Annotated in this window: 29 protein-coding genes and 1 riboswitch; of the genes, 23 read left to right on the forward strand and 6 right to left on the reverse strand. The window is 43.8% G+C overall.

Going from position 1 to position 23,827, the window contains the following annotated elements; translation table 11 throughout:
- Positions 1–32: 32 nt before the first annotated feature.
- From ACF3OH_RS00540 to thiW, 6 genes are all read left to right on the forward strand, one after another.
- Positions 33–1,112, forward strand: a complete 1,080-nt coding sequence (locus ACF3OH_RS00540; RefSeq protein ID WP_392455328.1) for a citrate/2-methylcitrate synthase — start codon at positions 33–35, stop codon at positions 1,110–1,112.
- A 35-nt stretch (positions 1,113–1,147) separates the two neighbouring features.
- Positions 1,148–1,249: riboswitch (TPP riboswitch) on the forward strand.
- Between the two features lie 79 nt (positions 1,250–1,328).
- On the forward strand, positions 1,329–2,015 hold the full coding sequence (gene tenA / locus ACF3OH_RS00545; protein ID WP_392455329.1) for a thiaminase II: 687 nt from the start codon (positions 1,329–1,331) through the stop codon (positions 2,013–2,015).
- Entirely contained in the window at positions 2,005–2,745 is a 741-nt protein-coding gene (gene thiM / locus ACF3OH_RS00550; RefSeq protein WP_392455330.1) for a hydroxyethylthiazole kinase, read from the forward strand. Before tenA ends, thiM begins: the two co-directional genes overlap by 11 nt.
- Entirely contained in the window at positions 2,742–3,602 is an 861-nt protein-coding gene (thiD, locus tag ACF3OH_RS00555; RefSeq protein WP_392455331.1) for a bifunctional hydroxymethylpyrimidine kinase/phosphomethylpyrimidine kinase, read from the forward strand. The genes thiM and thiD overlap by 4 nt, the downstream gene beginning before the upstream one ends.
- Positions 3,562–4,197: a thiamine phosphate synthase gene (gene thiE, locus ACF3OH_RS00560; protein ID WP_392455332.1), complete on the forward strand. Its 636-nt coding sequence runs from the start codon at positions 3,562–3,564 to the stop codon at positions 4,195–4,197. Before thiD ends, thiE begins: the two co-directional genes overlap by 41 nt.
- Complete coding sequence (gene thiW, locus ACF3OH_RS00565; protein ID WP_392455333.1) at positions 4,188–4,676, forward strand: energy coupling factor transporter S component ThiW; 489 nt, start codon at positions 4,188–4,190, stop codon at positions 4,674–4,676. Before thiE ends, thiW begins: the two co-directional genes overlap by 10 nt.
- A 38-nt stretch (positions 4,677–4,714) precedes the next feature.
- Here thiW and ACF3OH_RS00570 read toward each other — a convergent pair whose 3' ends face one another.
- Both ACF3OH_RS00570 and ACF3OH_RS00575 read right to left on the reverse strand, forming a co-directional pair.
- A complete protein-coding gene (locus ACF3OH_RS00570) occupies positions 4,715–5,113 on the reverse strand; it encodes a cytidine deaminase (protein WP_392455334.1) in 399 nt (132 codons plus the stop codon).
- Positions 5,114–5,221: 108 nt separating this feature from the next.
- Positions 5,222–5,845: a nitrite reductase gene (locus tag ACF3OH_RS00575; RefSeq protein WP_392455335.1), complete on the reverse strand. Its 624-nt coding sequence runs from the start codon at positions 5,843–5,845 to the stop codon at positions 5,222–5,224.
- Between the two features lie 183 nt (positions 5,846–6,028).
- On the opposite strand from ACF3OH_RS00575, the gene ACF3OH_RS00580 reads away from it, so the two are divergent.
- From ACF3OH_RS00580 to ACF3OH_RS00600, 5 genes are all read left to right on the forward strand, one after another.
- On the forward strand, positions 6,029–6,601 hold the full coding sequence (locus tag ACF3OH_RS00580) for a TVP38/TMEM64 family protein (RefSeq protein ID WP_392455337.1): 573 nt from the start codon (positions 6,029–6,031) through the stop codon (positions 6,599–6,601).
- A gap of 13 nt (positions 6,602–6,614) precedes the next feature.
- Positions 6,615–7,982 (forward strand): UDP-N-acetylmuramoyl-L-alanyl-D-glutamate--2,6-diaminopimelate ligase, encoded by a 1,368-nt coding sequence (locus tag ACF3OH_RS00585; protein ID WP_392455338.1) that lies wholly within the window; start codon positions 6,615–6,617, stop codon positions 7,980–7,982.
- Between the two features lie 68 nt (positions 7,983–8,050).
- Positions 8,051–8,638 (forward strand): YdhK family protein, encoded by a 588-nt coding sequence (locus tag ACF3OH_RS00590; RefSeq protein ID WP_392455340.1) that lies wholly within the window; start codon positions 8,051–8,053, stop codon positions 8,636–8,638.
- Between the two features lie 53 nt (positions 8,639–8,691).
- On the forward strand, positions 8,692–10,053 hold the full coding sequence (locus ACF3OH_RS00595; RefSeq protein WP_392455342.1) for a sensor histidine kinase: 1,362 nt from the start codon (positions 8,692–8,694) through the stop codon (positions 10,051–10,053).
- 12 nt (positions 10,054–10,065) lie between these two features.
- Positions 10,066–10,746, forward strand: a complete 681-nt coding sequence (locus tag ACF3OH_RS00600; protein ID WP_392455344.1) for a response regulator transcription factor — start codon at positions 10,066–10,068, stop codon at positions 10,744–10,746.
- A 35-nt stretch (positions 10,747–10,781) separates the two neighbouring features.
- Here ACF3OH_RS00600 and guaC read toward each other — a convergent pair whose 3' ends face one another.
- Positions 10,782–11,765, reverse strand: coding sequence for a GMP reductase (gene guaC / locus ACF3OH_RS00605; protein ID WP_392455345.1), 984 nt, complete (start codon positions 11,763–11,765; stop codon positions 10,782–10,784).
- A 193-nt stretch (positions 11,766–11,958) separates the two neighbouring features.
- Here guaC and ACF3OH_RS00610 point away from each other — a divergent pair, with 193 nt between their 5' ends.
- Positions 11,959–12,666: an AzlC family ABC transporter permease gene (locus ACF3OH_RS00610; RefSeq protein ID WP_392455346.1), complete on the forward strand. Its 708-nt coding sequence runs from the start codon at positions 11,959–11,961 to the stop codon at positions 12,664–12,666.
- Positions 12,663–12,992 carry a branched-chain amino acid transporter permease gene (locus ACF3OH_RS00615; RefSeq protein WP_392455347.1) on the forward strand — a complete coding sequence of 110 codons (330 nt, stop codon included), beginning with the start codon at positions 12,663–12,665 and terminating at the stop codon, positions 12,990–12,992. The genes ACF3OH_RS00610 and ACF3OH_RS00615 overlap by 4 nt, the downstream gene beginning before the upstream one ends.
- Positions 12,993–13,006: 14 nt before the next feature.
- On the opposite strand, the gene ACF3OH_RS00620 is transcribed toward ACF3OH_RS00615, so the two are convergent.
- On the reverse strand, positions 13,007–13,345 hold the full coding sequence (locus ACF3OH_RS00620) for a cryptochrome/photolyase family protein (RefSeq protein ID WP_392455348.1): 339 nt from the start codon (positions 13,343–13,345) through the stop codon (positions 13,007–13,009).
- A gap of 169 nt (positions 13,346–13,514) precedes the next feature.
- Here ACF3OH_RS00620 and ACF3OH_RS00625 point away from each other — a divergent pair, with 169 nt between their 5' ends.
- From ACF3OH_RS00625 to ACF3OH_RS00640, 4 genes are all read left to right on the forward strand, one after another.
- Positions 13,515–14,846, forward strand: a complete 1,332-nt coding sequence (locus tag ACF3OH_RS00625) for a hypothetical protein (RefSeq protein WP_392455350.1) — start codon at positions 13,515–13,517, stop codon at positions 14,844–14,846.
- Positions 14,847–14,880: 34 nt separating this feature from the next.
- Positions 14,881–15,858 carry a sortase domain-bontaining protein gene (locus tag ACF3OH_RS00630; RefSeq protein ID WP_392455352.1) on the forward strand — a complete coding sequence of 326 codons (978 nt, stop codon included), beginning with the start codon at positions 14,881–14,883 and terminating at the stop codon, positions 15,856–15,858.
- A gap of 91 nt (positions 15,859–15,949) precedes the next feature.
- Positions 15,950–16,399: a MarR family winged helix-turn-helix transcriptional regulator gene (locus ACF3OH_RS00635; protein ID WP_204590060.1), complete on the forward strand. Its 450-nt coding sequence runs from the start codon at positions 15,950–15,952 to the stop codon at positions 16,397–16,399.
- 141 nt (positions 16,400–16,540) lie between these two features.
- Complete coding sequence (locus ACF3OH_RS00640) at positions 16,541–17,044, forward strand: LURP-one-related/scramblase family protein (RefSeq protein ID WP_204590061.1); 504 nt, start codon at positions 16,541–16,543, stop codon at positions 17,042–17,044.
- A gap of 21 nt (positions 17,045–17,065) precedes the next feature.
- Here the strand turns inward: ACF3OH_RS00640 and ACF3OH_RS00645 are convergent, their stop codons facing one another.
- Together ACF3OH_RS00645 and ACF3OH_RS00650 are read right to left on the reverse strand one after the other, a co-directional pair.
- Positions 17,066–18,175 carry a site-2 protease family protein gene (locus ACF3OH_RS00645; RefSeq protein ID WP_392455353.1) on the reverse strand — a complete coding sequence of 370 codons (1,110 nt, stop codon included), beginning with the start codon at positions 18,173–18,175 and terminating at the stop codon, positions 17,066–17,068.
- 12 nt (positions 18,176–18,187) lie between these two features.
- On the reverse strand, positions 18,188–18,706 hold the full coding sequence (locus ACF3OH_RS00650) for a DUF1648 domain-containing protein (RefSeq protein ID WP_204590063.1): 519 nt from the start codon (positions 18,704–18,706) through the stop codon (positions 18,188–18,190).
- 281 nt (positions 18,707–18,987) lie between these two features.
- Here ACF3OH_RS00650 and ACF3OH_RS00655 point away from each other — a divergent pair, with 281 nt between their 5' ends.
- The 6 genes from ACF3OH_RS00655 (at position 18,988) to ACF3OH_RS00680 (ending at position 23,823) form a co-directional block, all read left to right on the forward strand.
- A complete protein-coding gene (locus ACF3OH_RS00655; RefSeq protein WP_204590087.1) occupies positions 18,988–19,311 on the forward strand; it encodes an HD domain-containing phosphohydrolase in 324 nt (107 codons plus the stop codon).
- Positions 19,312–19,328: 17 nt separating this feature from the next.
- Entirely contained in the window at positions 19,329–19,466 is a 138-nt protein-coding gene (locus ACF3OH_RS00660) for a hypothetical protein (protein ID WP_239584870.1), read from the forward strand.
- A 136-nt stretch (positions 19,467–19,602) separates the two neighbouring features.
- A complete protein-coding gene (locus tag ACF3OH_RS00665; RefSeq protein WP_204590065.1) occupies positions 19,603–20,058 on the forward strand; it encodes an Lrp/AsnC family transcriptional regulator in 456 nt (151 codons plus the stop codon).
- 331 nt (positions 20,059–20,389) lie between these two features.
- Entirely contained in the window at positions 20,390–21,331 is a 942-nt protein-coding gene (nikB, locus tag ACF3OH_RS00670; RefSeq protein ID WP_204590066.1) for a nickel ABC transporter permease, read from the forward strand.
- A gap of 14 nt (positions 21,332–21,345) precedes the next feature.
- Positions 21,346–22,239, forward strand: a complete 894-nt coding sequence (locus tag ACF3OH_RS00675) for an ABC transporter permease (RefSeq protein ID WP_204590067.1) — start codon at positions 21,346–21,348, stop codon at positions 22,237–22,239.
- 24 nt (positions 22,240–22,263) lie between these two features.
- Positions 22,264–23,823: an ABC transporter substrate-binding protein gene (locus tag ACF3OH_RS00680; RefSeq protein ID WP_392455354.1), complete on the forward strand. Its 1,560-nt coding sequence runs from the start codon at positions 22,264–22,266 to the stop codon at positions 23,821–23,823.
- The last annotated feature ends 4 nt before the right edge of the window (positions 23,824–23,827 follow it).

Below are 23,827 nucleotides of genomic sequence, written 5' to 3' on the forward strand. Positions count from 1 at the left end.
TTGGTTATAGTAAGGAAAAGGAGGCGTTTTTAATGATTCAAAAAGGATTAAAAGGCGTTGTGGCTGTAGAGACGACCATTGCTTCAGTAGATGGGGAAAAGGGAGAACTACGCTACAAGGATTTACTACTAAAGGATGTTGTGGAGCAGCAGACATTTGAAGCCGTCGCGTCATTTTTATGGGAAATAGATGAAAAGCAGGTTACACGATTATTGGTCGAGGGACGTCAGCTTGGATTTGATCATCTATTCGTACTAAAGGTTTTGCCGAAAAGCTTATCAATTATGGACCAAGTGCGAACGGTCGTTTCCTCAATGGGGACGCCAGAATTACTTGCGCGTTCGCTGAAAGAGCAAGCGGTTCTGCTCACGGGTGCGCTTGCCGTTCTTACCGCAGCTGCTTATCGGATTCAGCGGGAGCAACAACCCGTAACTCCATCCGTTGAACTTCCCCATGTTGCGAATTATTTGTACATGTTATCTGGTTCGCACCCGACCAAATCCGAAGTCACAGCACTTGAAACGTATTTGATTACTACGATGGAGCATGGGATGAATGCCTCGACGTTTGCTGCGCGTGTGACAGTATCAAGTGAATCCGATTTGCCTTCAGGGCTCGTTTCGGCTCTGGGAACAATGAAAGGGCCATTGCATGGAGGTGCGCCATCTGGTGTGCTCGCACTCCTTGATGAAATTGCTTCGGTAGGTTCTGTTGAGACTGTCGTCATGAACAAGTTACAGTCAGGAGAGCGCATCATGGGATTTGGTCACCGCGTTTACAAGACGAATGATCCTCGTTCTCTTGTGCTCCGCGAAGCTTGTAAGAAATTAAGTGGCGAAGAGCGTTGGTTGCAACTCGCAGTCGAGGCTGAAAAGGAAATCACACGCCTACTCGCTCTTCACAAACCGGGGCGTCGTTTATATACAAACGTGGAGTATTATGCAGCTGCCATCATGAAGTCTATTGCGCTTCCGTCAGAATTGTTCACCCCGACATTTAGTGTGGCGCGTAGTGTTGGCTGGACAGCGCATATGGTCGAGCAACTTGAAAACAATGTCATTTTCCGACCGGAGTCGGTATACGTGACATCTGTAAATGATTTTGCACCGTAAAAAAAGTATGGTATAGTAATCGCGACAACTACATGCACATCCACTAGGGGAGCCGAAGAGGCTGAGACGGACATATGTCCGGACCCTTTGAACCTGATCTGGATCATACCAGCGGAGGGAAGTGGCGCGACCGCTCTGGTAATCTTTTATGACGGCTTCACGCTACTTTCCTTTGGGAGAGTGGCGTTTTTTTGTTGTCAGAAAGGATGGTAGAAGATGAGTTTTTGCAAAGAAGTTCGAGAAGATTTTAAAGATAGTTGGGAGAGCAGTTTTCATCATCCCTTTGTTACAGGATTAGCAGACGGAACATTGCCAGAAGATGTATTCCGATATTACGTCATGCAAGACGCCTACTACTTAACACATTTTGCAAAGGTGCAGGCACTAGGCGCTGTGAAAGCAACTGATCTTCAAATGACGCGTGCATTTGCCCATCACGCAGAACAAACGTGTGCGGCCGAGTTGAGTTTGCACGAATCGTTTATGCAGATTTTAGGTGTGACCGAGGCAGAATGGGAGACCTTCGAGCCGTCACCTTCTGCATATGCGTATGTATCTCACATGTACCGCGCAGCTCAAGGGGATGTAGCAGATGTACTAGCTGCATTGCTCCCTTGTTACTGGCTCTATTATGAAATTGGTATTCACCTTCAAGGGGCGACACCTGACAATCCGATTTATCAGCGATGGATTGCGACATACGGGTCCGAGTGGTTTGCAACACTCGTCGAGGAGCAGAAAGACCGGATGGATCGGCTTGCTGAAGATGTTTCACCTGCGCGCCTACAAGAATTAAAAGCACACTTCAAGCGCAGTACGTATTACGAATGGCATTTTTGGGAACAAGCTTGGACACAAGAAAAATGGACGATTAAATCGGAGGTGTCCGTGCATGAGCGCTAATGAAAACACGTATGTACCCATCGTTCATTGCATTACAAACTACGTGGTTGCCAATTTTGTAGCGAATGGGCTCGTTGCAGCTGGCGCGTCTCCGATAATGGGAGACGAAGAGCAAGAAGTGGCAGAGCTTGTAGCGCTGGCAGACGCACTTAGCTTGAATCTAGGGACTCTCACAGAGCGCACTGTTCGCAGTATGAAAGTCGCTGGTTACGCAGCTGTTAAAAAAGGAATTCCACGCGTGGTGGATCCGGTTGGTGCAGGAGCCTCGGCGTACCGATTGCAATCTGCCAAAGAAGTGATTGCAGCAGCTCAACCAACACTTATTCGCTGCAATGCCGGAGAGGCCGCAGCACTTTTAGATGCAGAGTGGCATGGACGAGGGATTGATGCTGGGACCGGACGACAGGACGTGTCAGCGCTTGCTCTGGAATTAGCAAGAGTCTACAAGACGACGGTGGTACTTACAGGTGAAGTGGATTTCATTTCAGACGGCAACGTAGTGTTAACAAACAGTTCAGGGCACCCGGACATGACCAAAGCAGTCGGCACAGGGTGTCTGTTAAGCAGTTTACTTGCAGCTTGGCTCGTTCAGGACGCTAGCCTTGAGGGAGTTCAGGAAAGGTTGTATCAATATGGGCGTGCTGGTGAACTTGCGGTTCAAAGTGGAATTGGTGGATTCCCTGCAGCCCTTTTAGATGAACTTGCAAAAAAGGAGGTCTCTGTCTCATGACATATCCAGTCGCTCTTACAATTGCGGGCTCTGATAGTGGTGGAGGCGCAGGTATTCAAGCAGATTTAAAAACATTTCAAGAACGCGGAGTATTTGGAGTCTCGGCATTGACCGCTGTCACAGCTCAAAACACGCTCGGCGTCCAGCGTGTTGGCATGGTGGAGCCTGCGCTCTTGAAAGCACAGCTAGATTCAATCGGTGCCGATTTTCAACCTACCGCCGTGAAGACGGGTATGTTAGGTGACTCGTTTACTATTGAACAAGTAGTGCAAGCGATTGATGCGTATTCCTGGACGACGGTTATCGTCGATCCAGTCATGGTTGCCAAAGGTGGACATACATTGTTGGAGCAAGAAGCAATCGAGTCATTAACGCAACTCCTTCTTCCGAAAGCATCGATTGTCACGCCCAATGTTCCAGAGATGGAATTAATGACAGGTTTGAAAATTGAAGGTGATAGCAGTGCACGAAAATCGATGGAAGCGTTGCTTAAGAGTGGAGTGACCGCTGTGATTTTAAAAGGTGGACATCGCACCGGACCACTTGCTACAGATTTATATCTCGATCAATCTGGCAGAGAGTTCAGTCTCTCGACTCCAAGACTAGCGACACATCAGACGCATGGGACAGGATGTACGTTTAGTGCAGCGTTGACAGCAGAACTTGCCAAAGATCATTCGGTAGAAGCGGCCTGCACGGTTGCGAAACGGTTTATTCAAGCGGCACTTCAGTATCCTCTATCGCTTGGAGCCGGTCATGGTCCTACACATCATGCGGCATATAGAGTATACGGACAGGGAGAGGGGGAGAAACAAGATGCACAGGCACCTATACTTCATTATGGGCACGTCCGATAATCAAGATCTACCTGTTGAGAAAATCTTAGAAGAAGCGTTGGAAGCAGGTATTACAGAATTTCAGCTGAGAGAGAAGGGGCCGCATGCCAAGTCTGGTAAAGCGTTACTTGAACTAGCACTCAACTGCAAGGAGTTATGTGCGCGTCACGATGTCCCTTTTTTCATAAATGATGATGTGGAGTTGTGTATAACAAGCGATGCAGATGGTCTTCATATCGGACAAGATGACGGGTCAGTAAAGGCAGCACGTCTGCAAATTGGACCGAACCGGAAGCTCGGCGTATCCGTTCATACTCTTGAACAAGCCATTCGAGCTGTGCAAGAAGGAGCTGATTATTTAGGAATTGGTCCTGTCTTTGCAACTAACTCGAAAGCGGATGCCCGCCCCCCGTCAGGTGTTTCAGTAATTCAAGAGGTACATGCTTTGTACCCGGACGTGCCGATCGTAGGTATTGGGGGCATCACCGAAGACAATGCCCATGTGGTGTGGGAAGCGGGAGCAACAGGTATAGCTGTGATTTCTGCGATTGCACGCTCGATAAATCGTAAAGAGACCATTGCTCAGTTCAAGAAAGGAAGTGCCGTATGGAATTGAAACGATTGACGCAAATGGCGATGTTGAGCGCGCTTGGGGTCTTAGGTTCTCTGTTTATCTGGATACCACTTGGTGTGGCCAAAGCCTTTCCGGTACAACACGCTATTAATGTGATTTCTGCCGTGCTATTTGGACCAGTGGGAGCTGGCGTTGTGGCACTTGTGACAGCGTTGATTCGAATTTTTACTGGGACCGGCTCACTCTTAGCGATTCCAGGAAGTGTTTTAGGAGCTGTACTAGCGGGGCTACTCTACCGTTATACACGACGTAGTGGTTTTGCAGCTATCGGAGAGTTTGTAGGGACAGGAGTGTTAGCCTCTTTAGTAGCTGTCCCATACGCGGCTATTTTTATGGGCACACAAGTCGGAGCATTCTTCTTCATGCCAGGATTTATGGCGTCGAGTGCGACGGGAGCCATTTTAGGCCTGGTCATCTGGCATTTTTTAGAGAGGTCAAAGGTGGCATTACCTGTGAATTAAACAAAAAACCACTTCGCGACTGCGAAGTGGTCTTTTTGTTACATATCTAAATCCGTAAACGCCATTGGCAGTAGTTCTTTTAACGCCAATGTGTAGATTTCATTTTTATCATTCGTTAAATGGACCGGCATATCTGGCTCAAAGAATTCTGCCATGACTTGACGACAGATACTGCACGGTGGAAGGAAGTCTTCCGTATTTCCATTCACCGCAATCTCCGCAAAATCACCTTTTTTATAGCCTTCCGTAATCGCTGTGAAAATTGCAGTACGCTCCGCACAGTTTGTTGCTCCGAACGAGACATTCTCAACATTCACGCCAGTAAATACACGGCCATCTTTCATTAAAAGCGCAGCGCCAACAGGAAACTTCGAATACGGTGCATAAGCGCGCTCTTTGATTTCACGTGCTTGACTAACTAATTGTTCTTTATTCATCCAATCATCCCTCTCACGAAAAATGAACTTTCTCAAGTTCCCTGTCGATTTTTCTGAAAATGGGCAGGAAGACTAGTATACATTGTTTTGAAAGCGGATGCAACAAACTTAGTGTGCAACAAGGTTACGCATTGCCTCTATCCCATAACGATCCACAAACTTAGACAAAGGCTCTCTTTTTTTTCCTTGTGCGGCATACAAATCTAATACTCGATCTATAGCACTATAAAGTTTTTCAGGAGAAGCCCCCTCTATTAGAATCTGACCAAGTTGAGCATCAATTCCTTTTGCTTTACCACCTGCATACAAAGAATAAGTCTCTTTTATTTTCATGACTCCAATGTCATTCGTACGAGGTTCACCGCAACCAACCGCACACCCTGTGTAGGCGGCTCGAACTGTAAATGGCATTGGCCGTCCAGCTATCCGGTTGTTGATTTCTTTCGCTACAGGCATGCCTTCTTGCTCCGAACCTTTACAAAAATTACAGGTGCGTAAACTCTTTACAAAATTCCCCACAGGATAAACTGATAATCCCGCGTCCTCGAATGCTGTAAGGGCGGCATCCACTTTTGCTTGAGGAATATCAATATAGAGCTGCTGGAAGGTAGTCAGTTCAAGCTCGTCTTTTTCATCCATAAACGATGTCAGCACTAAAAGTTGTTTTCCCGTTAATTTTGAACCGAATCCAATCCCACCGTTTACAGCGAATCTTTGCTTCTCAACTGTCATTCGCTTCCACCTCCATCTACTTTTACGATTTTCTCCATTCTAATGATACTATACTAACGGGGGGTATGAAAAGAGCGTGTCATTTGGTTCATTTTTCCCCAAATCATCATTCCTCGCTTTTTTATTAGAGAAATGAAATTTATACTAAACATACATGTGCATGAAGGAGTGGAAAAGGTTTCAATGACAGACTCATTACTAGCGTTACTTACAGAACCAAGCATCTGGACGGCAATCCTTGCATTTGGCATTGTCATCGTGGTCTCCATGGTTCCAGTTTTACCGCTCCCCCTTCTCTACGGGACAATCGGATTTACCTTTCCTGTTGGACTAGGACTTCCCATCAATCTAATTGGATCTCTACTCGGGACACTTTTGATCTTTAATGCGATTCGGTACCTGTTTCATGAAAAAGCCTCTCTATACGTCGTACGTCATGATCGAGCACGTCGCTTATTTACCCAGATGGAGAAAAACGGCTTCCAAGTAATTTTAATCGCTCGATTGATTCCAGTGGTCCCGTCGCTTCTTGTAAATGTTGTCAGTGCTCTGTCTACAATGAAGGTGACACCATTTTTACTAGCGACAGCAGTCGGGAAACTCCCACTAATCACACTTTATACAGTTGCAGGGAACCAAGTTGATATCTATACATGGCAATCTATCCTTGCACTGGTTATTTATACGACCGTATTACTTATTCTCGCCAATTTTGTGCAAAGAAAATGGCGATTGACCTCTACGCCTATTCGATAAAGGAGTCGAACTTATGTTGTTAGAAGAATTACTTGCATCCCTATCTCAAGACCCTTTACCTGAAGTCGAACTGACAGGGATTGAAACAAACTCGCTACACGTCCAGCCAGGCAATTTGTTTTTTGCGCTGGTTGGCCATGTGTCAGACGGTCATGCCTATATAGAAGATGCAATCGAACGAGGAGCTGTTGCTGTCGTCGGTACGAAACCACTTGCACCCTTCAAAGTTCCCTACATACAAGTCGAAGATTCCCGCAAAGCTGTGGCACTTGCTGCGAAGCGATATTACAACAACCCGTCCGCATCCAAGACCGTTATCGGCATCACCGGCACGAATGGAAAGACGACCACTTCATTCTATTTAAAAGAGATGCTAGAGAAGGCGGGTAAAAAATGTGCACTTTTCGGAACTGTGCAGTATATCATCAACGGTCAAGAATTGCCGTCACCGAACACAACACCGGACAGCCTAAACTTCCAACGATTGCTGCATGAAAGTCAGGATGACGTGGTGATCATGGAAGTATCGTCGCACGGCATCGATCAACTGCGGATTGAAGGGATTGAATTCGATTTTGCGGTATTTACAAATCTTGACCAAGACCATTTGGATTATCACGGCACGATGGAGAACTACTTTCAAGTCAAAGCCAAGCTGTTTGATCAATTGAAACCGACGGGTGTCGCTGTTATTTGGACAGAAGGTTACTGGGGACGTCGTTTGGCACAAAAACTTGAAAACGGACCTCATCATGTGCTCGAACTATCGAAACGTGCTGTCGAACGATTTGCAGATAGCAACATTCCCTTCCATAATCAAATGAATGCTGTGCTTGCTGCTGCGATTGCAAAAAAGATGATTGTAGAGGAACAAGTTGTCGAACAAGTCATTCAACAATTTTCAGGAGTTCCAGGAAGATTTGAAGTCATTCACTTCACAGAAGATCGACACGTCGTGATTGATTATGCACACACAGCAGATGCATTCACGCAAGTGCTAGCCAGTGTTCGAAAACTTGCAAAAGGCCGAGTGTTTCATGTCTTTGGGTTCCGGGGAGGGCGTGATGAAACAAAGCGTCAGGCGATGGTTGAGGCATCTGAAAAAGGCAGTGACGTTCAGGTATTAACGTTTGATGATTTGAACGGATTGCCTGTTCAAGCGATGCAAGAACAACTTCAAAAATTAAGGTTTACTGGTATACGTATTGATGACCGTACAGAGGCGATTGCATATGCACTCGAACAAGCAAGTGCTGGAGATTGGGTTGTTATTACTGGAAAAGGAAACGAACAGTATCGTGACCGCTATATGGCACCTTGTCAATCAGACAGCGAGACTGTTGACTGGTATTTCAAAAGAGAAAAAAGTAACTCATATTAATCATCTGCACAATTTTTTCATATTTTGTGGGTATGCTAAAAGAGAAGAAGATAGAGGAGGCATTCCCAATGAAAAAATATACTGGTTTCGCTGCTGCAACACTTACTGCAACTTTACTTTTGGCAGCTTGTGGAGATGCGAATGATGACATGATGATGGAAGAGTCGCAAATGGAAGAGCATGGTGAAATGGGTCACGGAGACATGGATCATGGCTCTATGAATCATTCGACGGATGGATCCATTCCATCTGGCTTACAAGAAGCTGAAAGTCCAACCTTTGCTGTTGGTGATACAGCTCTCATTACAGATGCTCATATGGAAGGGATGGAAGGGGTAGAAGCTGAAATCGTAGGCGCGTTTAAGACAACCGTCTATACAGTCAGCTATACACCAACATCTGGAGGAGATCCGGTTGAAGACCATAAATGGGTTGTCCATGAAGAGCTAGAAGATGCAGGAGAAGCCCCTCTAGAGGCTGGCGCAGAAGTTACGCTTGACGCTGATCACATGGAAGGAATGGACGGAGCCACAGCTACCATTGATTCAGCAGAAGAAACAACAGTCTATATGGTAAACTATACGGACAAAGTAACTGGAGATGAAGTAACCAATCACAAATGGGTTACAGAAAGTGAATTATCTCCTGTCAACTAACATCTTGAGAGTCTCTCCATCGCGAGAGGCTCTTTTTTGCAAGGAGGAGAAAAATGAGCAAACTGTCCATCAAGCTGGCTGTGTGTTTTTTGGTGACAATCTTATTGTTGGAAGGACTCTTAATGATGTATCTGCATCCAAATATCGAACAAGCGCGCTTGGAAGAAGAGTATACGCGGCAATTAGATACTGGCGCGAATCACCGGGAAGTGTTAGAAGATAATTTTTCTACAGAAACCATTCATCATATCTTGTTAATGGAGTCGCGCAATGACCGAGGTGTAGCACTATTGGATGAAGAGCAACAACTAGTAGATGCTTCTAGCCAGATCTCAGAAGAGTGGCAGCAAATCGCTTCACGCTGGGAGTTTTCAACCATTGCTGAAGATACGATTTTGCAGAAGCAATGGAAGGGGGAACCCTATTTAATTAGTGCCCATCCATTTGTTGCAGAGACGGGAGAGTCCGGAACACTTGTCATGCTGCAAAGTACATCAGCAATTCAAAAATTGATGGATACCTTAAACTTCCATTTTTTATTAGCGGGTATAGGCAGTTTGCTAGTTCTTGGAGTGATATATATCCTTTTGACACATTTTTTAACGCATCCTCTCGCTCGCATGAAAGTGGCTACAGAAAAGTTGAGTAAAGGTGATTTCAATGTAGTGCTACCAATCGAAGGCAAAGACGAGCTCGGAGAATTGGCAGCCTCTATTCAAAAGCTAGCACGAGATTTGGAACATCTTCAAAAAAATAGAACTGAATTTTTATCTTCAATTTCTCATGAACTTCGTACCCCGCTCACTTATTTGGCTGGCTATTCACAAGTGGCAATGCGACCAGATGTACAGCCTGCTGAAAGACAGCGGTACCTTGAAATCATTCGGGAAGAAACCATTCGGCTGACCGCACTGATAGAAGATCTATTTGAATTGGCCAAGCTTGAAGACCCTAGTTTTCGAGTCGTGAAAGAGGAAATTGAGATGGAGCCTTTCATACAAAGGATTTGTCAGCGGTTGGCCCCGTCATTTGAACAACAAAACAGTCACTTATTGTATAGTACTGAACCTGATGTAATCGTGTATGCAGACCCTCTCCGTCTTGAGCAGATTCTTGTGAATTTGTTAGATAATGCTCGGCGGTATGGTGGGAAAGGAGTAGACACGGAGGTCCGTGTTCACCAAGAGGGTACGAAGACGCGTATTACAGTGACGGATCAAGGCCCAGGAATGGAGGAGAGCGAACTGGATGCGATTTTTGACCGATTGTACCGGGTCGAGAAATCAAGATCTCGCTCACATGGAGGTTCGGGTCTTGGCCTTTCCATCGTTAAAGAGTTGGTGGAAGCACACGGCGGAACGATTGACGTAAAAAGTGAAGGTGGCAAAGGAACAACCTTTTCTATTTTGTTGTAAGAGGTGATAACTATGAAAAAAATTCTGATTGTCGATGATGAGCGGCGGATGGTTGACCTTGTTGAATTATTCTTAAAGCCTCATGGATTCAAGTGTGTAAAAGTATTAGACGGAAGAGAGGCCCTTCACGTGATGCGGACACAGGAGATTCATCTTGTGGTTTTAGATGTGATGATGCCAGGAATGGATGGGTTTGAAGTATGTACAGAGATTCGAAGTCTCTCTACTGTTCCTATTTTGATGCTGACAGCTCGAGAAGGGAAAGAAGAGGTGGTAAAAGGACTTACGCTGGGTGCGGACGATTACGTCACAAAGCCGTTTGATGAAGATGAGTTAGTGGCTCGAGTGCAGGCATTATTGAGAAGGGTTCCAGAACCTGTGCCCGTAGGGATTGAGATAGATGGCATTCGACTAGATACGGAAAGTTATGCAATCTTGTGGAACGATGGACAAGTCCAGTTGACAATGAAAGAGTTTCAATTAGTAGAAGCTATGATGAAGCATCCTAATAGAACGTATAGTCGTGAACAGTTACTTGCCATTGCTTGGGACTTTGCGACTCACACAGAACCGCGTACCGTAGATTCCCACATGCGTAATCTTCGGGATAAATTAAAAAAGGCAGAATTCCCAATCGATCAGTTCTTGGTAACTGTCTGGGGCATCGGGTATCGTTGGAAAGATGTTACCTAATAAGACCCCTGGGTTGCATCCCAGGGGTCACTTATTTAATATACTTTGTCACCATTGAAGATAGAGTTTTTGACGACGACATAATCGACGTGACGAAGTGCGTCCAATGTGTCGCCACCTGCATACGAAATCGCTGATTGAAGATCTTGTTCCATTTCTATTAGTGTGTCTTGTAATTTTCCTTTGTGCTCGACAAACATTTTCTTGCCTTCGACGTTTTTGCGTTCACCTTTTTGGAACTCAGAAGCAGAACCGAAGTATTCTTTCACGACTTTACCATCAACTTCTTTCACTTCGCCTGGAGACTCGTCATGACCAGCAAACAACGACCCGATCATCACCATCGAAGCACCAAAACGAACAGACTTCGCAATGTCTCCATGTGTACGGATTCCGCCGTCTGCAATAATTGGTTTCGTTGCCGCTTTTCCGCATAGACGTAGAGCAGCGAGCTGCCAGCCACCTGTGCCAAATCCCGTTTTGATTTTCGTAATACATACTTTACCTGGCCCGATTCCCACTTTTGTTGCGTCCGCTCCGGCATTCTCAAGTTCACGAACAGCTTCAGGAGTTCCAACATTTCCTGCGATAACAAACGTTTCTGGAATATGCGTTTTAATATGTTGAATCATTCTGATTACAGCATTCGAGTGCCCATGTGCGATATCAATCGTAATGTAATCCGGAACAAGTTCTTGTTGTTTCAATTCCTCAATAAACGTGTATTCTTCTGGCTTTACCCCAACACTGATTGACGTCACAAGTCCTTTTTCCTGCATCCTCTCAATGAATGCTTTGCGTGCTTCCGGCTGGAAACGGTGCATGATGTAGAAGTACCCGTTCTCCGCTAAATACATAGCGATTTTTTCATCAATGATGGTCTGCATGTTTGCAGGCACGACAGGTAATCGGAACGTGTGGTTTCCAAATTGAATCGACGTATCACACTCTGACCGACTTTCAACGATACATTTATTTGGTACTAACTGAATATCTTCATAATCAAATACATTTTCCATTCATTCCATCCCCTAAAAACGAATATTTTAATTTAAAACACTATTAATGTTCGTCCATTGAGTAATTTACAGCACTTTTTGGAAATTGTCAAAGGCTTATCTGTAGAATTTAAAATAAACCTGAAAATAATGATACTTATAGGAATGGAAATATGGTACAACTGAGGTAGAGAGAGAAGGAGGCTGTTGCACCATGGCATCACCTGTAAGAAGAGCAGCACGTGCGGCTTTTCCTGCGACCATTCCGATACTAGCTGGATTCACGTTTTTAGGAGCGGCGTACGGAATCTATATGACTTCATTAGGGTTTCATCCGATCTTCCCGATTTTGATGAGCTTTTTTATTTTTGCAGGCTCCATTGAATTTATTACAGCGAACCTTTTATTGATGGCGTTTGCTCCATTTCAAGCGTTTTTGCTAGCGATTATGGTGAATGCGCGCCACCTGTTCTATGGACTATCGATGCTCGAGAAATACCATTCTGTTGGGAAGAAGAAGTTGTATCTAATTTTCGGCATGTGTGATGAATCATTTTCTATAAATTATACAGCGAAGCCAGATCCCACGATTGATAAAGGATGGTTCATGTTTTTTGTCACGCTCTACAATCACATGTATTGGGTGGGAGGTTCGACGCTTGGGGCAGTACTGGGTCAATTCATCACATTCAATACAGATGGCCTGTTGTTCGTAATGACGGCTTTGTTTGTGGTGATTTTCTTAGAAAACTGGCTACAAGAAAAACGCCATACAAGTGCGATGATTGGGCTGGTTGCATCCGTTGCTGCACTGATGATATTTGGCGCGAATCAGTTCGTCATTCCGGCGATGATCGGGATTTTGATAATTTTAATTGCTTTCCGGAAGCCGCTTGAGCGAAGGGAAGTGAAGCCGTTATGACATTGACGCAACAGATTATAACGATTGCAGTAGTTGTACTCGGTACGATGTTGACGCGGTTTTTACCGTTCTGGATTTTCCCAGCGGATAAACCGACGCCAGGCTATGTGTTGTTTTTAGGGCGTTTGTTACCGCCAGCTGTACTTGGCCTCTTGGTGATTTATAGTGTGAAAGATGTAGAATGGACCGGGGGATTATACGGGTTACCCGAGATACTTGGGATTTTACTGATTGTAGGTTTACATATATGGAAGCGCAATATGTTACTGTCGATTGCCGGTGGGACTGTATTTTATATGGTGCTTGTCCAAACGATCTTTGCATAAAAACAACCTCCCGCTCAGTCCGAGTAGGAGGTTGTTTTGTTGTCTAGATGAAACGCACCGGAAGCTAGCTGCGCTTTTAAAGATGCAGCCTTTTTCCGTATGGCTTCTTTGTCTTCTTCAGCGCGTTTCTCCCCTGCCTCTCGGTAATCTACCGTATATCCTTTGTTTTTGAGTTCCTCCGCAAAGTGACGCATTGCTGAAAACACGAGAACAAGCTTCTGTTTGTGGTAGTTTTGCCAGGTCGAACGAGAGTGCGCTTCGACAAACAAAAAAACATCCGTTTCTTTATCTGCTTCTTTCACAATGGGTAAGTCATGTGAAAGATGACTTCCAAAAATCCATCGCGTCGTCATCTGATCCCCTCCAATTAAATTGAGTATACGAAAGAACCGCATCGGTGTCTAAAACCGCGCGTTCCTGGAACAAAATCAGCAATTGCTTGAAAAATTTCTACGTTAAAGTGATCCATCTACCAAATTCCTTCGTTAGCTCTTTATACAAAAAACCGAAGGAGTCGATACTATGAATAAACAAAAAATAATAGCTCCGCTTGCCGGGGCTGTTCTTTTATTATCTGGCATCACAACAGCGAGTGCTGCAGAACAAGCACCCACAACTGATACTTCCGGTGTTGAGCTACGGGCAACTTTAGATGCCTTGTTATCTGAACACTATGTACTGGCTGTTGATAGCATGATGAAGATTTATGATGGTGATGAAGCAGCAGAAGCAGCAATGGATGCACTTGATGAAAATGCAGCAGATATGGAACCAGTCATTGCTTCTGTTTATGGAGAAGAAGGAGGTGCGGCATTCGTTGAAATCTTTGATAAACACAACACAGGGACGGATGACTACGCACTTGCTGTGAAAAATGGAGATGAACAACTAAAGCAAGAAGCATTGGATGGGATTCAAGCATTCGTTACCGAGATGGGCGACTTCCTAGGAACGGCTACTGAAGGAAATCTTCCAGCGGACGGGGCAAAAGAAGCGTTACGGACACATGAAGACTTCGTTCAAGATACATTTGATTTATATGTGGAGGGCGAGTACGAAGCGTCTTATATGACTTATTTAGAAGGGTTTAAACAAATTTTTGGAGCAGGAGCTGCAATCAGTGGAGCGATCCATGCACAGTTCCCCGACCAATTTACAGACCCGAATACGCCAGCTGGTGATTTCCGTTCGACTGTTAATCGTCTCGCAGCAGAACACTTTGCACTAGCAAACCTAAGCTTAATAAAAGGGTTCACAGCTTCAGAAGACTTTGACTTTGTAGACTGGGCGCAGGACCAAAATACCGCTGAGTTTACTGGCGCAATCTCCACTTTTTACGGTGAGGAAGCAGCCACTCAGTTTGAACAAATTTGGACAGGAGAGCATCTTTCTGCACAAAGTGATTTAGCATTTGCTCGAGCAAATGAAGATCAAACGGCGATTGACGAAGCAACAGAATCATTGACGAACGCGTTTGCTGATGAACTTGGAGTATTCTTAAGTGAAGCAACAGAAGGGCGAATGCCTTTAGAAGATACAGTTTCTGCAATTGCTGCACATGAAAAGTCTGTAATCGATACATTCAACTTTTATGTGACAGGTGATTTTGACGGCTCCTATTCTACGTATCGCGATGGATATGCGATTATGTTCGACCTTGGAGAATTGTTGAGTTTTGCGATTGTCGACCAGTTCCCAGAAGAATTTACGACAACGGCACCTGAAAAAATGCCAGCCACAGGTCTTGGTGGTTCAGAAGCAAACTCTACGATGAACCTATGGGTAGCGTTAAGTACATTGATTCTTCTTTCAGCAGGAGCAGTCATGTATCGCCAAAGAAAAGTGCAGAACTAAAGCACACGATTCGGTTTAAGGGAGGAGGGTATTCATGCAAAAGCGCTTTCTGCCACTAGTTGTGGCATTACTTCTAATTACAAGTCTATTTTTCATCTTAGATCCGATGGGAGATGAACCAATAGGAGCGGAAGGGCAAACGACAGAGTCAAAAGAATCCCCACGTCAAGAAGTGAAGACATTGACGGAGATTCAAGATGATGTTGATAAAATCGCCGAATTCCCCATTCTCCCAAAACAACGTGAAAAGCTGAAAGAACTGCAAAAGCAGCGCCTAAATGCAATCAAGGGAATGGAGCCTCAAACAATAGAAATACCTTCTATTGGAGTTAAAGCTACTGTACAGCCTACAGGAGTTTTAGAGAATGGAGAGATGGGGGTTCCGGATGATCCGGACGAAGTAGGGTGGTTTGAACCTGGATACAAAGTGGGGGCAAAAGGACACTCTGTTCTAGCGGGCCACGTCGACAGCACAACCGGACCTGCTATCTTTTATGATCTTAAAGATGTAGAAGTAGGAGAGCAAGTCATTATTACAGACTCCACTGGACGAGAGATGGTGTTTGAAGTAACGAATAAAGTGAGCTATAAAACTGAAGAAGCACCAATACGTGAGATTTTTGGACCGTCAAATCAACAAATGTTGAATTTGATTACATGTACAGGAACATTTAACCGGGATGTTGGATCGCACGATCAACGTCTAGTGGTTACGACAAAGCTTGTATCAGATTCTAGCGTGTTGGAAACAGAACCCGAAGCGCCTTCAAACATCTCCTTAAATGAAGCAACGAGTACACTTTCATGGCATGCCGTTCGCGATGACGCAATTATTGGTTACCGCATTTACGCGCAAGATCCCGAAACGGGAGAAATGGAAAAGATTCAAACAGTGTCACTCTTTGATCGTAAGAAAGTAGTTGTAGATGGAGTTGAAGGGACAAAATACTTCATTTCTTCAGTAGACGTAGACTTAAACGAATCAGAACCAGCAGAAATGGAATCCGAATAAATGCTCGAGGAGTGCATGGGAGAGAACCATGCACTTCTCTTCTTCTTTATATTGTTTAGTGCTAAAATACAAGAGAAAGAGGGGGATGGATATGACAGAGAAATCGAAAGATTTATTTGAGTTGATTCATTCTGCTGAAGCAGTGACAAATGAGGCAATTATGCGCTGGAATGAAGAATTCGAACATCCACTTGGTATTTCACCAATCCTCGTGTTGGCTGAGTTGAAACGAAAAGGTCCACAAAATTCGATGAAACTTGCAGAAGGATTACATTTTACAGGTGGTGCGATGACCAATATTGGGAACAAACTTGTAAAGTTAGAATTGGTAGAGCGTTTAGCAGTTGAGGGAGATCGCCGTCAAACCAAGCTTTCTATTACAGAGGCAGGAGAGCGAGTGCTGGAAGAGGCGACTCAGTTGGGCCGCAAGCATCGTTTGGAGCTTTTTAGTATATTATCGGAACAAGAAGTTGAACAGTACTTAGCCATCAATCAAAAACTATTGACGGTCTTACGTGAACGTAAACAAGGAACAAAATAGACAAGACTAGTAGCTTCTCTAAACAAAAGTGAGAGAAGCTACTTTTTTACGCACCCTTTTTATTGTAGTATGCCATGAAATTGAATCTTTTGCTTCCGTACTTCGTAAAGATATGTAGTACAACGCGGAAGGGGATGCGGTATGAGACAACTCTATATCAAACAAAAAGTCTTTAGTTTAAATGGACAATTCACAGTGAAAGATGAGAATCAGAACGATGCTTATTTTGTAGAAGGTAGCTTCATGAAGATTCCAAAGACCTTCAGTATCTTTGACACGTCACGCACAGAAATTGCTATGGTTACAAAGAAAACCTTTAGTTTCTTACCCCAGTTCTTTCTAGAAGTGAACGGGCGTCAAATGATCACAATCAAAAAAGAGTTCTCCTTCTTCAAAGCGCGTTACACGATTGACGCTGCCGGAATTGAAGTACAAGGGAATTGGTGGGACATGACATTTGATGTTCTTCAAAATGGAGAAGTCATTGGGAGTGTATCGAAAGAATGGTTTGCTTGGGGAGATAGCTATCAAGTCACTATCTATAAGGAATCTATGGAAGAAATTATGATTGGATTGGTAGTCGCGATTGATTGTGTGAAAGCAGATGAAGCGGCTGCATCGAATGCCGCTACGTCATTCAATTAAAAAGCAGCTGGCCTCATGGGGTCAGCTGCTTCTTGCATCCTGGAGTAAATCACGTAGCACAGACTTCAGAGCGGTAGCTTCTAAATAGAGTGGATGCCAATCGCCTAACTCTTTTTCAGTGGCATAAATAGCGGTTATCGCCTCATTCTTATCACCAGAAATAAGTGCTAAATACGCATCGCGCAGATGACGAGAGACCTTGTCACGGTCACTAATTTGGCGGAGCTTTTCTTCAATACCTGGTTCTGTCATCAATCTTCCTGCGTAATAGTAGTTCGTAATAACCGAGAGATCTGTAATGTCTTCTAAAATACTACTTTGCTTTGTCCGCTCTAAAAACGCTCTGTCTTCGGAAAGCTCTATAATGCGTTCGGGGTCGCGAGAATAGTAGTACGGACTAACAGAAGCCAATAAAGACGCTGCAAGAGGCCAATTTTTATAACGCAAGATGATTTCTTCTGCTTCTTGCATGACATCATTCGTCCAACGTCCAGAGGCTGTAGGGTCTTGTTGCAATAGCTTATAGCTGATCAGTAACAGATCTGCCCCCGGCTCTTTTCCTTTTAACATCGCAATCACTCGCCCATCTGTCTGGGCACCACCAGTTTCCATCGATGTAAGGTTTGAGAGACCTGTAAACAGTTGAACTAGCGCAAATGTAAACCAGCCACTCCATCCGTAAATGTAGGATGGAATGAGTAGGGAGACGGCTACGACTATATTGGCTACAGGACCTCCGTAAATGAAAGGAATCAATCGTCTCCGCATTTCATGCTCTGGTAATTGTGTAGGGAAGCGCAACATTGCACGTCCTATGTATCCCATAGCAGGTGCCTTAAAATAGAATTTAGATGCTCCATTCGTCTTTGCATAGATGAAGGGTCCGTAAGAAAGGTTCATCACTTCCATACCCGAAAGCTTACCAGCAAGCGCATGACCAGTTTCGTGCAAAATAATAGCGAAAATAAAACTAGCAATCGCGATGAGTAGAATTGATAGAACACTCATTAAGCTGAAAGTGATGTCATGGGTAAAGTAGTAACTGACGATTGCGAACCCTGCTATCCCACCAACGATGAATTGAGAGAGTGGGGTCTTCCAACTTGATTTACCTCTTTGTTTAGTTTCCATCGGAAAGCTCCTTTATGATTTTTGTTTCGACTGATACCGAAACATCTGGATGAAGAAGTAAATCACCGGCGCAAATGTCCCCGTCAAAAATACTGGCATGAACCAGTTTTCTAAGAATGGTGAATGGCCACGTGCAATTTGAACGACATCCCATGACAACCACGCAAACCCTGCCACAATGACAAACGTGATCCATACAAGCAGATTTCGGGACAATCGATAATAGAAAGGCGCATTTTCTTCTGTTATGTTAACAGGAAAGTTGTGCCATTCTGGCTTCTTTCGTAACCAAATCATGAAGAAACCCAGTACTCCAGAAATCACTGGCAACATGATCAATTCCCATTTTGACCCCCATCGTGTCACTTCTCCATTGATTCCAAAGTGACCCGGAACCTCAGCGGGGATATCTCCCCATATTAAGGCAAGCCAACCTACCCAAACACTATAAATTCCTATACTCAAAAAAACGAATACCCGCTCTACGAACGTAGACTCAAGTTCCACGTGTGGTCGATTTTGTTTCCACATAAAAATCACTCCTTAGGTTACCTACGAGAGGAGTGAGGGAAAGTTTCACTAGGTTAGAGCCCGTAATGTAAAATGACTGCGAGGATAAGAATATGGAAAATTTGGTCCGAGACAATCGATAACAAAGATAGTTCGTTATTGCGCATGATGACTCGGTTCCACCACTGGATAAAATCGCGTCGGTCTAACAGGATGTTGGAAATGAACACAATTCCTATAGCAAGAGGTGACAAAGCAAATCCGCCCCACCAAGAGACAAGGAAGATGAAGAATATCATGTGATGAAAGAGCATTCGACGATTGGTTATGACGTATTTAAACATTCCAATCGGGACCTGTTAAAAGTGGCGGCATTCATTGCTCATCAGCAGCACGAACGATGGAATGGCAGGGGCTACCCACAAGGGTTAAAAGGTGAAGAAATTCATATCTTTGGACGGATTATAGCCATAGCGGATGTCTTTGACGCCCCTGGCAGCAACCGTATTTATAAGAAGGCTTGGTCAGATGAAGAGATTACGGACCGGCAATTGCCGTCAATGCCAATGACTTACTCGATTACTTTGGCCGGACAATCAATATCGCAGCCCGCATGCAACAGTTGAGTAAGGGGCATGATATCGTGATGGCAAAAGATGTATTCGAAGAAATCTCGAGCGACTCGCCTCTTCTCGATGGCATTAGGATTGAGCATGTTACAGCGGAAATTAAAGGCATCGATAAAGAAATGAATGTGGTTCGCTTCATTTGCAAAAACTGACAAGGTTCACTATTTCCCGGGAAATATCGACAAGCATATCCTTCGAAATGAACGAAATGATATTTTTGTGGTTTCAATATGTTTTAAAATAGGGTATATTTTAAACAAAATGTATTCTTTAAAGAGGGAAGATAGAATGACTGTACAAATTGATCAAACAGATAAGCGCATACTTGAACTACTCATTCAAAACGGGCGTATGTCATATGTGGATATTGGAAAAGAATTAAACTTATCACGTGTAGCGGTTCGTGAACGTGTACATGATTTACAGAAACGTGGCGTTATTGAGCGCTTTACGGTAGTTGTCAATTCAGAAAAAGTAGGAAAGAGTGTGTCTGCTTTCTTTGAAGTAGATTGTGAACCAAAATCATTGGTCGAGGTTGCCGAAAATTTAGCAGAAAACGCAAGTGTGGCTAGCTGTTATCAAATGACAGGGCCTTCCACTCTACATATGCACGTCCTCGTTGATGACTTTCAAAGTTTGGAAAAATTCATTAATGAAGAGTTATATGCTTTTGAAGGGATTACACGTGTAGAAAGCCATATTTTACTTCGAAGATTCAAAAGTCGCTCCGGTCTAAAACTTTAATAATTTTGATTTACATAGCTCCTGACTAATTGTCAGGGGTTTTTATTTACCATTTTTTAGAATTTTATACAAACAGGTTGTATAGATTAAGTTTTTATAATGAATAGTTTGTTACTTACGTTTGTATCTGAAAAGTTTAGAATTAACAACAAAACGTAACTAAATGAACAAATAATACGATATTAATTAAAATAAATGTGTAAATTCAAATTTATTTGAAAAATAGTGTAGATTTTTAGAATTATCTGTTTTATACTCAAAAACAATAAATAATTAACTTTTGTTAATTTAAACATAATTATTGATTAACAAATGTATAAGGGGGTACGGAATGATCACATTAATCGTTCGTCGTGTAGGAGAATTGCTTCTTCTACTACTCGGGATTTCGTTTCTAGTATTTGGTTCCATGTATATTGCTCCAGGGGACCCGGCTAGCATGATTGGGGGTCCGACGGCCACAGAAGCTGATTTAGAAAACATACGAGAAAATTTGGGGTTGAATGATCCTTTCTTGGTCCAATATGGCCGGTATTTAGGAAATGCCGTACAAGGAGACTTTGGATACTCCTATCAAACCAAACAGTCGGTAGCGGATGCCATAGCCGTTCGCTTTCCGAACACATTAAAGTTAGCCATTGCTAGTATGGTGGTCGCTGTTGTGATTGGTCTCGTTGCAGGACTGATATCGGCCCTGCGGCACAACTCATGGCTAGACTTCACATCGACTACATTTGCACTAGCCGGTATATCAATTCCGAACTTTTGGTTAGGCGCTCTATTAATTTTAGTGTTTGCGGTAAATTTACAATGGCTTCCGGTCGGAGGGTTAAGTGAACCATTCTATACAGCTGAAGGGTTTAAACAACTGATTTTACCAGCCATCACCTTAGGAACGGGTTCAGCGGCCATGATTGCTCGAATGACCAGGTCCTCTATGTTAGAAGTGGTTCGTGCAGATTATGTTCGAACGGCCCGCGCGAAAGGTGTAAAAGAGACAAAGGTCATTTGGGTCCATACACTGAAAAATGCCATGATTCCTGTCATCACAGTCATTGGATTGAATTTTGGATTCTTACTAGGTGGGACCATTATTACAGAAAAAGTATTTGCGATTAACGGTGTAGGTCGATTAATGATTGATGCCATCGCAATGCGAGATTTTCCACTTGTTCAAGGTTCGGTACTACTCGTCGCCACACTTTTTGTTGTGGTGAACTTGATTGTTGACATTGTTTACACGTACGTAGATCCTCGAATCAAATACGAATAGAAAGGAGGCTGACGATGTCTACCACATTCTCCGTAGAGACTCCTCAAGTCCGAACAAAGAAGAAAGATCGATTTGTTGTATCTACAATGAAACGATTGTTGAAAAACAAGTTGGCGGTAGTTGGGCTGATCATCATTGCGATTCAAGTTATTATGGCGCTCACCGCACCTTGGATTACATCTTATGATCCTGCGACACAACAACTGACTAAGAGTGAATTACCTGTCATGTCAGAAGGACATATCCTCGGTACAGACAATTATGGAAGAGATGTATGGACACGCATTGTCTATGGCGCACAAATTTCACTTGTGGTGGCGATCACTGCCGTTACATTAGGACTCCTCGGTGGTGTAGTGCTCGGTATGCTGGCTGGTTACTACAAAAAATGGGATGCCGTCATTATGCGTTTTGTCGATCTGTTGTTCGCATTTCCAGGTATCTTACTAGCGATGTTGATTATCGCAATTTTAGGAACAAGCTTGATAAATGTCGCTATTGCCATCAGTATTTGGTCCATTCCGACGTGTGCGAGAATTGTGCGCGGTTCGGTTCTCTCTATTAAGGAAAAGGAATACATCATGGCGATGAAGTCTATGGGTGCTTCGGACCTTCGGATCATGGTGAAACATATTCTTCCGAATGCTTTAGCACCGATCATTGTTTTTGCCACGATGCGTATGGCAACCGCCATCCTCTCCACGGCTGCACTCAGTTACCTTGGCCTTGGTGCTCAACCTCCAACACCTGAATGGGGCGCAATGATTGCGCAAGGTCAGGATTATATGTGGACATCCCCTCACTTAACTGTAATTCCGGGGATTGCTATCATGCTAACGGTATTTGCTTTCAATGTAGTAGGTGACGGATTACGGGATGCACTGGATCCAAATATGGATCTGAATTAACTAATAAAAGGGAGGAAATGAAGAATGAAAAAGGTATGGGTACTTTTTGTAGCACTTATCGCAGCAGTGGTATTAGCGGCTTGTGGAGGGGAATCGAGCTCTGCACCAAGCCAAACAAATGAAGGAGGAACGACAGAAGCAGGGGGTGGAGAAATTGAAGAATTTGTGTACGCTTCGACTTCTGATGTAGCCGGCCTTTCACCAATTTTGACAAACGATTCGGTTTCAGCCAATGTCCAAGAACATGTTTACGAAACGCTGTTTGAACGCGATACGGATACAGGGGAGTTGATTCCATCTCTTGCAGAATCGTATGAAAACCCTGATGAGTTAACTTGGATTTTTAAGATTCGCGAAGATGTAGTTTTCCATGACGGGACACCTCTTAATGCAGAATCTGTTAAGTACACATTCGATAAATTGCGTGATCCAGCTACTGCTGCACCACGTGCATCTTTACTTGAACCAGTGGATGAAATTACTGTAGAAGACGAATTCACTGTAAAAATCACAACAAAGTATCCATACGGGCCGTTCTTAGCTTCTTTGGCACACTCAAACGCAGCTATTGTAAGTCCAACAGCTGACCAAGCGCAAGACTTGATGAGCAACCCTGTAGGTTCAGGTCCATTTAAGTTTGTCAGCTATACACCAGGTGACCAAGTTGTTCTAGAAGCATTTGAAGACTACCGTGACGGCGCACCAGATATTAAGAAGCTCGTTTTCAAAGTTGTCCCTGAAATATCAACAGCAATCTCTATGCTTCAAACAGGAGAAGTTGATTTTATCGATAACTTGCCAAGTGAGCAGATTGCACGAATTGAATCTATCCAAAATGTCGATATTGAGAAAAAAGATGGAACATCTGTCTTCTATTTGGCTTTCAACCAATCACGACCAGAGAATCAAGATGAGAATTTTCGTAAAGCGGTTGCGGCTGCTGTAGACCGTGATGCATTCGTTGGTAAATTAAATGGCTTAGGTCTTCGAAGCGACAGCGTATTAGGACCTATGGTATTTGGTTACAATGAATCAAAAAACGCAGCAGGGCAAGCTTATGATCCGGAACTCGCCAAGCAACTTGTTGAAGAAAATGGGTATGGTGATCGAACGATTTCTCTACTCACTGCGAACCGTGATAATTTTGTTTTGATGGCAGAAATTGCTCAAGCTCAGTTAACGGAAGCTGGATTTAATGTAAAGATCGAAACGATGGAATGGGCAACATTCTTAGATACAGCTCGTGCTGGCCAATTTGACATTACGTTCTTAAGTTGGGCGAACTTAACACAAGATGGATCAGAAATGTTCTATCCGAACTTGCACACTGACAATATCGGTTCTTCTAACCGTGCACAATATTCGAATGCCGAGTTTGATGAGTTAGTCGATGCGTCTCGTACATCGGTTGACCAAGAAGAGCGTTTAAACTACTTGGATCAAGCGAATGGATTATTGCTCGAGCAGAATGATGTCGTCGTCATGTACCATGGTGTCGTAACTGGGGCGATGAACAGTGAGTATACAAATTTAATTCTCGAACCAAATGGAAAATGGACACTTAAAGATGTAACAAGAAAGTAGGAGA

Source organism: Chryseomicrobium aureum, assembly GCF_043182735.1.
Taxonomy (GTDB): Bacteria; Bacillota; Bacilli; order Bacillales_A; family Planococcaceae; genus Chryseomicrobium; species Chryseomicrobium aureum.

Bases quoted from the DNA above. Each gene is read 5' to 3' on its own strand.
- ACF3OH_RS00540 (WP_392455328.1), top strand. From the start codon at position 33: ATGATTCAAAAAGGATTAAAAGGCGTTGTGGCTGTAGAGACGACCATT.
- tenA (WP_392455329.1), top strand. From the start codon at position 1,329: ATGAGTTTTTGCAAAGAAGTTCGAGAAGATTTTAAAGATAGTTGGGAG.
- thiM (WP_392455330.1), top strand. From the start codon at position 2,005: ATGAGCGCTAATGAAAACACGTATGTACCCATCGTTCATTGCATTACA.
- thiD (WP_392455331.1), top strand. From the start codon at position 2,742: ATGACATATCCAGTCGCTCTTACAATTGCGGGCTCTGATAGTGGTGGA.
- thiE (WP_392455332.1), top strand. From the start codon at position 3,562: ATGCACAGGCACCTATACTTCATTATGGGCACGTCCGATAATCAAGAT.
- thiW (WP_392455333.1), top strand. From the start codon at position 4,188: ATGGAATTGAAACGATTGACGCAAATGGCGATGTTGAGCGCGCTTGGG.
- ACF3OH_RS00570 (WP_392455334.1), bottom strand. From the start codon at position 5,113: ATGAATAAAGAACAATTAGTTAGTCAAGCACGTGAAATCAAAGAGCGC.
- ACF3OH_RS00575 (WP_392455335.1), bottom strand. From the start codon at position 5,845: ATGACAGTTGAGAAGCAAAGATTCGCTGTAAACGGTGGGATTGGATTC.
- ACF3OH_RS00580 (WP_392455337.1), top strand. From the start codon at position 6,029: ATGACAGACTCATTACTAGCGTTACTTACAGAACCAAGCATCTGGACG.
- ACF3OH_RS00585 (WP_392455338.1), top strand. From the start codon at position 6,615: ATGTTGTTAGAAGAATTACTTGCATCCCTATCTCAAGACCCTTTACCT.
- ACF3OH_RS00590 (WP_392455340.1), top strand. From the start codon at position 8,051: ATGAAAAAATATACTGGTTTCGCTGCTGCAACACTTACTGCAACTTTA.
- ACF3OH_RS00595 (WP_392455342.1), top strand. From the start codon at position 8,692: ATGAGCAAACTGTCCATCAAGCTGGCTGTGTGTTTTTTGGTGACAATC.
- ACF3OH_RS00600 (WP_392455344.1), top strand. From the start codon at position 10,066: ATGAAAAAAATTCTGATTGTCGATGATGAGCGGCGGATGGTTGACCTT.
- guaC (WP_392455345.1), bottom strand. From the start codon at position 11,765: ATGGAAAATGTATTTGATTATGAAGATATTCAGTTAGTACCAAATAAA.
- ACF3OH_RS00610 (WP_392455346.1), top strand. From the start codon at position 11,959: ATGGCATCACCTGTAAGAAGAGCAGCACGTGCGGCTTTTCCTGCGACC.
- ACF3OH_RS00615 (WP_392455347.1), top strand. From the start codon at position 12,663: ATGACATTGACGCAACAGATTATAACGATTGCAGTAGTTGTACTCGGT.
- ACF3OH_RS00620 (WP_392455348.1), bottom strand. From the start codon at position 13,345: ATGACGACGCGATGGATTTTTGGAAGTCATCTTTCACATGACTTACCC.
- ACF3OH_RS00625 (WP_392455350.1), top strand. From the start codon at position 13,515: ATGAATAAACAAAAAATAATAGCTCCGCTTGCCGGGGCTGTTCTTTTA.
- ACF3OH_RS00630 (WP_392455352.1), top strand. From the start codon at position 14,881: ATGCAAAAGCGCTTTCTGCCACTAGTTGTGGCATTACTTCTAATTACA.
- ACF3OH_RS00635 (WP_204590060.1), top strand. From the start codon at position 15,950: ATGACAGAGAAATCGAAAGATTTATTTGAGTTGATTCATTCTGCTGAA.
- ACF3OH_RS00640 (WP_204590061.1), top strand. From the start codon at position 16,541: ATGAGACAACTCTATATCAAACAAAAAGTCTTTAGTTTAAATGGACAA.
- ACF3OH_RS00645 (WP_392455353.1), bottom strand. From the start codon at position 18,175: ATGGAAACTAAACAAAGAGGTAAATCAAGTTGGAAGACCCCACTCTCT.
- ACF3OH_RS00650 (WP_204590063.1), bottom strand. From the start codon at position 18,706: ATGTGGAAACAAAATCGACCACACGTGGAACTTGAGTCTACGTTCGTA.
- ACF3OH_RS00655 (WP_204590087.1), top strand. From the start codon at position 18,988: ATGAAAGAGCATTCGACGATTGGTTATGACGTATTTAAACATTCCAAT.
- ACF3OH_RS00665 (WP_204590065.1), top strand. From the start codon at position 19,603: ATGACTGTACAAATTGATCAAACAGATAAGCGCATACTTGAACTACTC.
- nikB (WP_204590066.1), top strand. From the start codon at position 20,390: ATGATCACATTAATCGTTCGTCGTGTAGGAGAATTGCTTCTTCTACTA.
- ACF3OH_RS00675 (WP_204590067.1), top strand. From the start codon at position 21,346: ATGTCTACCACATTCTCCGTAGAGACTCCTCAAGTCCGAACAAAGAAG.
- ACF3OH_RS00680 (WP_392455354.1), top strand. From the start codon at position 22,264: ATGAAAAAGGTATGGGTACTTTTTGTAGCACTTATCGCAGCAGTGGTA.